Raw genomic sequence first — 8,903 nt, 5'->3', positions numbered from 1 at the left:
ATAAAGTATTGATGCTAATATTAAATAAAGCTGCTGTTTCTTTACGTGTATGTCCCTCTTTAACATATTCAAGGACACGTTTTCTAAAATCAATTCCGTATGCCATAAAAATAGTATATCATATATAGTTTATAATCTAAAAGAGTATAAAAAACTATATGACATTATATGGTTCAACTGTTATTTTTTAAACTTTCGTAAACATCATTGATAAATATCTTTGCAATTCTCTTTTTAAAGGAATCATTATTAAGCAAAACACCAAAAAAATCTTGATTTTGATTATAGCCTTCTATCAAAACATAATCAATTTCATCTTCAAATGTGTACTCAAAGTCTTCTCGAGAATTTACCTTAGCAGACTGCTTGAGTTTCTCATTTTTCTTCATGAGTTCACGAATAGAAACTGCTCCGCTAACACCAATTTGAGGATCAATCGTCAAATCAAGTTGCTCATTGATTTCTTCAATAATCTCTGAAAGACGTTTTTCCTGTTCTTCATCAATAGGTCCGATTTTAGGTTTATTAAGCGAAAGAGTATATTCTCCTTCCAAGTCAGCTACAGTATGGACACCTGTTTGCTTGTGCTTCATGTAGTCCACCACAATCTTATCCGCAATGGTAAAATCCGTCCCACCAAGCCGAACATCAATCATCTTAACTAATTCTTGTAGATAATTATAACGCCCATGCAGAACCTCATTTTGATAGGCAGTAGCTTGAATCAGAAAAGTATACATTCGAAGAAAACCTCGGAAAACTTTTTTGATTTCCAACTGCTCCTTCGCATCAAACTCCCGAACACGACTGTAACCTTTATTCAACAACGCTGTCATCTTCTGCTTATCCCGACTAGAACGTTTCTCTTGATAAAGGAATTGATTAAACTCATGGATAACATCACTGTCAAGAATACCATATTCGTCTATCTTACGCACCAAGTCAAATATATGGCTTGGCGTAATAGTTTCTGATAAAATCGTTTCCTTATAGTAAGGAGCAAAAGCCTTGTTTATATCCTCATAGGTATTTTTAAAGTCTAGTACAAAAGTTTTCTTATTGTAACCTCCCACAATACGATTGAGGCGAGATAGAGTTTGTACAGCTGCTACATCTCGCAACTTTTTATCTACATACATAGCCACCAATTTCGGCTGGTCAAAACCTGTCTGGTATTTATTGGCTACAATCAAGACTTGGTAAGCATCTGTATCAAATCTTCCTTTGAGTTTGTCTTCCGCAAACCCATTCATAAAAGTTTCAGTATACTCTTTATCATCCAAACTCACCTTGCCTGAAAAAGCAACTAAAGCTCCAATGCTAGTAATATGATGTTCCTCAAAATAGCGCTTAAACGCTTTTTGATACTTGACTGCTGCTTCACGACCCGATGTAACAATCATAGCTTTACCTTGACCGCCCAACTCAGCCATAATATCATGACTGATGAAATGGTCCATGATGATTTCAACTTTCTGGTCAATATTTTCATCCGATAACTCGATAAACTTGGCAATCTTTCTCCTGGCAAGACCTGTCTTAAACCGAGGATCCTCCTCAATAGCCTTGTTCAATTTGTAGTAAGTCTTGTAAGTAGTATAGTTATTCAAGACATCCAGAATAAAGCCTTCCTGGATAGCCTGTTTCATAGAGTAAACATCAAAAGGACCTTTTGAACCATCTGGTAAAGTTTTTCCAAACAACTGGAGGGTTGTCGCTTTAGGCGTAGCTGTAAAAGCGATGATCGAAATGTTACCTTGCTTTCCTGTCCGAGCGATTTCTTGTTCGATGGCATCCGCCACTGAAACCTCCTGCACCTCATCAATCGTCCCGTCTTCAACATCTATTTCTGTCAAAACTTGACTGACAGCACTCATATAGGAGCCCGTCGTCGAACTGTGAGCTTCATCAATCAGAATGGCAAATCTTTTCTGGGCAGTTGGACCAACTGTCATCCAATCTGACTTATTGATTTGGGCAAATTTATGAATGGTTGTTGCGATAATCTTAGTATTTCCAGCCAAGGCATCCGCCAAGTCACTAGAAGTTGCCTTGTCATCCATCACCTTGATAACCCCAGGCTGATGCTGGATAGCCTGAACAGCGTCCTGTAGTTGCCTGTCCACAACAATCCTGTCTGTCACAATCAAGACCGCATCCACAACATTTCGGTCTTCCTGATCATGCAGACTGACCAAACTATGTGCCAACCAAGCAATCGTATTAGTCTTGCCAGACCCTGCCGAGTGTTGAATCAGGTAATTACTATCGGTGTGATTGACCTTCATATCCTCTAGGACACGGTTTACTGCCCGTCTTTGCTGGTAACGAGGGAAAATCAGCGTTTTCGTGCCTTTTTTATCCCGATCAACCTTCAAAAAGATAAAGCGTTCAATCAACTGAAGAATACTATCCTTAGTCAACACTTCTTTCCAAAAATAGACTGTATCTGGACCAGATTCATTGTGTGGATTTCCAGCACCTTGATCAACCCCCTCACCTTGCCCCATATTAAAGGGAAGGAAATAGGTATCTTGCCCTTTGATTTCAGTAGTCATGTAGACTTCCAAAGTATCTACTGCGAAAGAAGCCAAAACCCCTGCGTTAAACTTAAACAAGCGGTTCTTGCTATCTCGCTTTTTCAACTGACTAATAGCATCATCTACCGATTGACCACTGGAATTGAGCTTCAACTCAACAGCAAACAAAGCGAGGCCGTTCAGAAAGATAACCAAGTCTACACGTTCCTGATCCTTGTAGGCAACCTCTTCCATAACCGTAAAGCGATTTTGCTCATACCGCTTGACTGCCTTTGCATTAAAGGAAGTGGCAGGCTTGGGATATACCAGTCGTAGTTGTTTATTTTCAATATAAACCCCTGACTTCAAGGCAAAGAGAAGACCTCCCTTGATAATTTCTTGGTTAATCAAGTTGAGAATCCCCTCTTTGTCCAACTTCTTCAAGAGATAATCCATCTCGTCTTCTTGAGTTGCTCGTAGAAACTCCCACAAGATATCTGCATCCATTCCCAAGCGTTGATTATACTGGCCCTGCGGTCTGTGAATAAAACCATTTTCTGTTTCTAAATCTGTGATAATCCACTGCTGAAAATCATAACGTTCTGTAAGGTCAAAATGAGCCATAATTGTTCCTTTTCTTTCTAGCATTTACTCCACATCATCAAGAGACAGGATAGACAAATACATACCTAATCTCTCGTTCAATTCGATAGCAAATAAATCTTTTATTGCTGACAGGCTTCCCTTAGCATGGAAGTCATCAAAGGCTTGATAATAACCTAATCGGTCTGAAAATTTAATATCAATGGGAGGATTCATCAGCTCCAAGTTGATCAAGAGCCGACCAGTCTGACTATTCCACCAACAAAGCGAGGTATACTTTCAAAGGCAATATGAAAATGAGTCATCTTAGGCACTATGTTTTTCTGAATACAACGTTCACGAACACGACGAACTGAAATCTCCCAGAGCTCCGTCTCCGTCGCTTGCTTAACCGATATGTACATAAAACACCCACCTTCTAATAAAAGCAAACCTTTTCATAATACTATTATAGTACAGTTCGGAAGGATAGGGAGATAACGGATGGATGTTTGGTGGATTTTCGGAAGGATATTTTTCTAAGTACTTCGTCTGACATCAGCAGTAGGGTCTTCGTATTCGTGTTTTGCAATACCCAATTTCTTTGAATTAGTTATGACAGAAACAAAGGCTTCTAGAGATTCAGCCGTAAGCATAATTATTTTTCTATCTTCGTCAAATTGAAAAGGAGTTTGGAAAAAATTTTGAGATAATTCATTTGCTTCTTTTACATATTCCCACTTAAATTGTTCTGCCTCATTGGAATACTTGGAAAGTATATTTACCAGTTTTCGATTAGACTTTAATTTCTCATATATTTTTTTAGATTCAGAATCACTGACTTCAACTTCATACTCGCCAGAAATTTTATATTCAGGAGAGTTACCTTCAAGTGAAAGAAATTTGCTATAATTTTCTTTTGCCATTTTCATTTTCGATTCGTTTAATCCAAAAATAGTTTCATAGTCCTGTACGTCAAAAATATATTGAATAACAGATTCATTTGTAATCTTCTCAGCGTAACTGATTACAAATGGCATAGACTTCCCTTCATTTTCCAAGTCTGTAATTTTTATTTTTCCAGAAGTTTGTGTTGCAATAAATCTAGACTTCAACGTAGCTGTTCTAAGGGCTTTTAAAAAATATCTATATTTTGTCCCTTCAATTTGATGAGTAATCATATAGAGGCGTATGTTTTTAAAATCATTTAATTTTGGCAAAGTTTGATCAATCTGTTCACTAATCAACTTAATCCTCTCATAATCTCCAGTAAGGTTTTGAGTAACTGATCGAAAAAAAGGAACCTCTGTATTATTACCGTTTGTCTCAATATTTTGTAATGTTAATATAGCCTCATCAAACTTATCTTCTATCGATTCTTTTTCTGAATTAATTTCAGTTACAAACTTGATATTCGAAATATATTTTTCTAAGTCATCTGAAACTACTTCTCTAAAATTTTTCAACTTTCCTAATACTTTCCCATATCCAGCTTGCCAACCTACTGCATATAATTTAATCATGTTAACCTCTTTCCTATCTCTACATCAAAAACCTCTTGGTCATAAAAAACAAATGTTCTGGCTAATGTCCCTGTATTACCCAGTGAGCAAAGTCGTTTTACTCCTGTAAACGATTCGACATCATTTCTCAAATAAAAGATGTTGTAATTATCTTTAGTCACTAACAAATGAATGCCAAAAATCGGCAATATAAGATTTGGAAACACATCATTACCTAACATCAATAATATAAAGAAAACTACAATAATAAAAAATGCCAAAATAGAATTTACACCTTCCATGAATTTCAAAATTATTGATGGAGCAATAGTTGACGTTACAAATGTAATAAATCCTGAGTTTATTTTCGGAGCATCCTGTACAGAGATTACCTTCCCTTGTCTCTTATCGGAAAGTTTTATATCATAATAATTAAAGTTCAAAACAATATTCGTCACTATAAATTCCTCAGATTGTCTACTAATAATATATTTTTTTATAGTTAAGATAGAAAGAATCATTATTAAGAATAAACATATTATTACAACTAATGGCAAAGTATTTCTCAACATATAAGCTAAAATCGTATCAACTTTTTTCCAAACAAAAGAACTAAAATCCAAAAGTGAAAAAGTAATGAGCAGGAATGCTGGGAAAAATGCTGTATAAAAGTAAGAAATACGGAATTTTAAATTTGTTCCAAACAGCATTCCTACACCCTCCTTTTCCCTGTCACGTAATCATAAATCAGTGTTTGACGTTGTTTGTTGATGTTTTCAATTTGTTCTTTTTTGATAGCAATCATTTGGTTGATTTGAACCACTCTTTCATTAAGAAATTTTACTATAGACTTCTGTTCATTTTGAGATACTGGAAAAGGAATTTTAATCTCCTTTATATATTCCCAACTTGCTCTTGGCATTTTACTCCCATAGGTTGATGAATTAACATCATTTACAAAACTATCACTTTGAATTGCCCAATATAAAAATTCAAGATCCAGTATAGAATCTTTAAATATTATAAACTCTGAACTAGCAGTCCCATCAAATTCAGCTTTCCAAAATTTTCGCAAATATGGTCTCAATTTCCCAAATAAAATATCCCCTTGTTTAAAACTGATATTTTCAGTTAAATCTACCTCTGACTCTGTTTCAATATATAATCCCGTTCTAGGAGTAATATTTTCCAACCCTACGTATGAATCTGAATTTTCCGTTAAAATTTTTTCGTTCCTAGTCTGAGCAAGATATCTCAATTTTCTTTCTTCCCAATCACTTGGAATAACACTTATCCATTTATTATCAACTTCTTTCAAGGGAGCGGTTTTATCCAGTCCTTTTGTGACGGTTTCGTAAATAAGGCTTTGGCGGTAGTCTTCCAAAGTCTTAATTTGCTCTTCCAGAAGGCTTTTGACCTTATCCATCTGAGCGACTTTTTTGTCGAGGAAATCAGCGATTTGGGTTTGTTCGCCTTTTGGACAATGAATCGTTTCTAGTTGTAATATTTTCTCTACAGAAACTCCTGGCTGAGCACTTGTTTCAAAAGCATACTGATTTAGATTCATTGCTTTTAATAAATAGCAAAGATATTTGGAATAGGTATGTGTATGTTCATAAACAACTATCGCATGATCAGTTGCCCAAAATTTTCCTGAAACAAAATGAACATTGCCAGCTAATGCACCCTGTCTACCGACCAAACAATAATTTCCTTCATTCGTAAAATCACTGTAGTATCCCCGTTGACCATTGCCTCCATAAACTGGAAAGATCTTTCCACCATCATTTTCAGAAGAAATCTCTAGGGAAGTTAAATTATTTCCGCTCTGCATTCCGCAAATATATTTTAACTTTGTTACCCCCCACTCCTCTGGTACTTCCCCAATCCACTCGATACCACTATCTTTCATCCTAGTCATGTTTGAGGTCCTCCAAGAGTGCTTGTAGTTGGTCTTCTAGGTCATAGAATGATTTGAGCAGGTCTTCTGCCTTTTCTGGAGCTTGATATTGGTAGAAATAGCGGGTAAAGGGGATTTCTGCTCCTAGCTTGTTTTCCTCCCACCAGAAGTGAGCATCTGGGACATGAGGATAGACTTCCCGTTCAAAATAAGCTTCTACTTCTTCCGAGAGCTTGACAATCTCAGAATCCTTAGTAGTCTTGTCATAGACGATACCGTCCGCAATCTCACCCAACTTGTCTTTCTTCTTAGTTGTGATAACCTCAGCAGTCTTGTCCATCTCACTCATAGCAAGAGCTAGGGCATTGAGATTGGCTGGAGTCAGCTTGACTTCTGACAAGAGTTCTTTCAATGTGGCTGTAAAGATCTCAAAGTTTGGATAGGTAGTTTCCGACAGACCTTGACGGAGGGCTCGGAGGATTTCCTCTTGCTTTTCCCTACCTTCTTCAAGCTTTTGCAATTCCTTATCCTGCTTGGCTGTGCGTGGCTCCATTTCCAGTAATTCTTGGTACTTGTATTCATCAAAGAGCTTGGTAAAAAACTGGACCGACTGGACACTTTCGAGACTTTTCTCTGTAATTTCTCCACGACGTTGTAGAGGCTGCATAACTAGGTATTCTTTATAAAGAAATTCCTTGCTGTCAAAGATTTTCACACGGTCATTTTCCTCAAAGTCATGGTACCACTTGAGAATATCCTTGATATTGTCCTGTGACAGCTCACGGCGTTTTTGTCCCAGTGATTTCCGCAATGGAACAAATTCATTGGTCGCATCGATAAATTGGACCTTACCTTGTCTTTCTGGACTCTTATCCTTATTATAAAGCCAGATATAGATACCGATTCCAGTATTGTAGAAAAATTGACCTGGGAGGGCAACAATGGCCTCCAACAAATCATTTTCTAAGATATAACGGCGGATTTGACTTTCCCCAGATGTCGTTCCACCTGAGAATAGGGGTGAACCGTTTGATATGATAGCTGCTCTGCCATTTTCCTCCAACTTCGCCAAAGCATGTAGATGGAAGAGCAACTGAGCATCGCCTGTCGTGGGAGTATTGACGAAACGACCTTCCCTGCCTTCTGTCGACTCAAAGAAAGCCTGATCATCCTTGACCGCCTGCTCTACTCCGTCATCCGCATCCTTACCTCCCCAAGACTGACCAAATGGTGGATTGGCAATGATAAAGTTCATTTTCTTATCATAAAATGGATCTGGATCCTTGAGCGTATCCGCCTTGACAAAGTAGTCCGATTCTTCCTGACGGATCAGCATATCCGCCTTGCCAATACCATAGGTTTCAGCTAGATACTCCTGACCAAACAAGCGGACGTTTACCTTGTGATTGAGCTGTTGGATATAGCTTTTGGCAGTTGCTAGCATACCACCTGTACCTGCAGCCATATCTAAAATCTTAATTTCCTTATTATCTACAAAAAGCTCTTCATCTGCCTCCATTAAAAGCAAGTTGACCATGAGGGCGATGACTTCCCTTGGTGTGTAGTGAGAACCTGCCTCCTCGTTTTCAGAAAAGCGACGGATAATATCCTCAAACATATAACCCATACGCATAGAATCAATGGAACTTGGTGACAAATCAAGTTCCGAGAATTTCTTCACTACTGTAAACAGACGTCCTGTGCTTGCCAAGGTATCCACCTGCTCCTTAAATTTCAAATTCTCGATAATATCCTTTACTCGTTTGGAATAACCATCTAGGTAATCCAAAAAATTATCCTTGATTGCATCGGGTTCATTCAACAAGTTCTTCAGTGTATGCTTGCTGGTATTGTAATATCTATAACCCGTGATAGACTCAAAGATTTTCTCTGGCGTCGAGGGATTTGACTGATATTGAACTAACACTTTTTCCTTGGTCGGTAAAAGGACAGCTTCCAAGCGAGCCAATACAAACATGGGAATGATGACATCTCGGTATTTATCCGCTCGGTAAGCTCCACGTAGAGTATTTGCAATAGACCAGACTAAACTAACATCCTTACTGATATTGATATCATTTGCTTGAAAAACAGGTAATTTATCTTTGATATTCGACATATAATCTCCTAATGATTTACTTTCCTAACTCCATTATAGCAAATGTATACAGAGGTTTTAATATAACTATGTTAAAACTCCCCCCGATGGATACCTTCCTCAAAAGATATTCATCAGAATCCCTACATAAGAATCTGTGTAAATAATTTAGTGAAATATAGTTGTTCCACTTTATAATACGTGATAAAATAGAACCATGACATATAGTATTGATTTTAGAAAACGTGTGCTGTCTTTCGTTCAGGAAGGGCACACTCGAACAGAAGCTTGTGAGCTTTTCG

General features: G+C 37.4%; 6 protein-coding genes and 1 pseudogene. All 7 read right to left on the bottom strand.

Features of this window, described 5'->3' with window-relative positions:
• Window positions 1-106: helix-turn-helix domain-containing protein (locus ACXM1Q_RS08050; RefSeq protein WP_458517621.1), on the bottom strand; the 106-nt coding region annotated here is incomplete at its 3' end.
• Between the two features lie 67 nt (window positions 107-173).
• A complete protein-coding gene (locus ACXM1Q_RS08045; RefSeq protein WP_458517620.1) occupies window positions 174-3,143 on the bottom strand; it encodes a type I restriction endonuclease subunit R in 2,970 nt (989 codons plus the stop codon).
• A 24-nt stretch (window positions 3,144-3,167) separates the two neighbouring features.
• Window positions 3,168-3,448, bottom strand: a pseudogene (locus tag ACXM1Q_RS08040) (cell filamentation protein Fic); the annotation flags it as partial.
• A 192-nt stretch (window positions 3,449-3,640) separates the two neighbouring features.
• On the bottom strand, window positions 3,641-4,624 hold the full coding sequence (locus ACXM1Q_RS08035) for a hypothetical protein (RefSeq protein WP_458517619.1): 984 nt from the start codon (window positions 4,622-4,624) through the stop codon (window positions 3,641-3,643).
• Entirely contained in the window at window positions 4,621-5,313 is a 693-nt protein-coding gene (locus ACXM1Q_RS08030) for a hypothetical protein (RefSeq protein ID WP_458517618.1), read from the bottom strand. Before ACXM1Q_RS08030 ends, ACXM1Q_RS08035 begins: the two co-directional genes overlap by 4 nt.
• Window positions 5,314-5,315: 2 nt before the next feature.
• On the bottom strand, window positions 5,316-6,524 hold the full coding sequence (locus tag ACXM1Q_RS08025; RefSeq protein WP_458517617.1) for a restriction endonuclease subunit S: 1,209 nt from the start codon (window positions 6,522-6,524) through the stop codon (window positions 5,316-5,318).
• A complete protein-coding gene (locus ACXM1Q_RS08020) occupies window positions 6,517-8,622 on the bottom strand; it encodes a type I restriction-modification system subunit M (RefSeq protein WP_458517616.1) in 2,106 nt (701 codons plus the stop codon). The genes ACXM1Q_RS08025 and ACXM1Q_RS08020 overlap by 8 nt, the downstream gene beginning before the upstream one ends.
• Window positions 8,623-8,903: the final 281 nt, after the last annotated feature.

The sequence above is a fragment of the Streptococcus sp. 10F2 genome (assembly GCF_054331515.2).
Note: the sequence above shows the minus strand (reverse complement) of the source record. Positions and strands in the feature narration are given on the sequence as shown.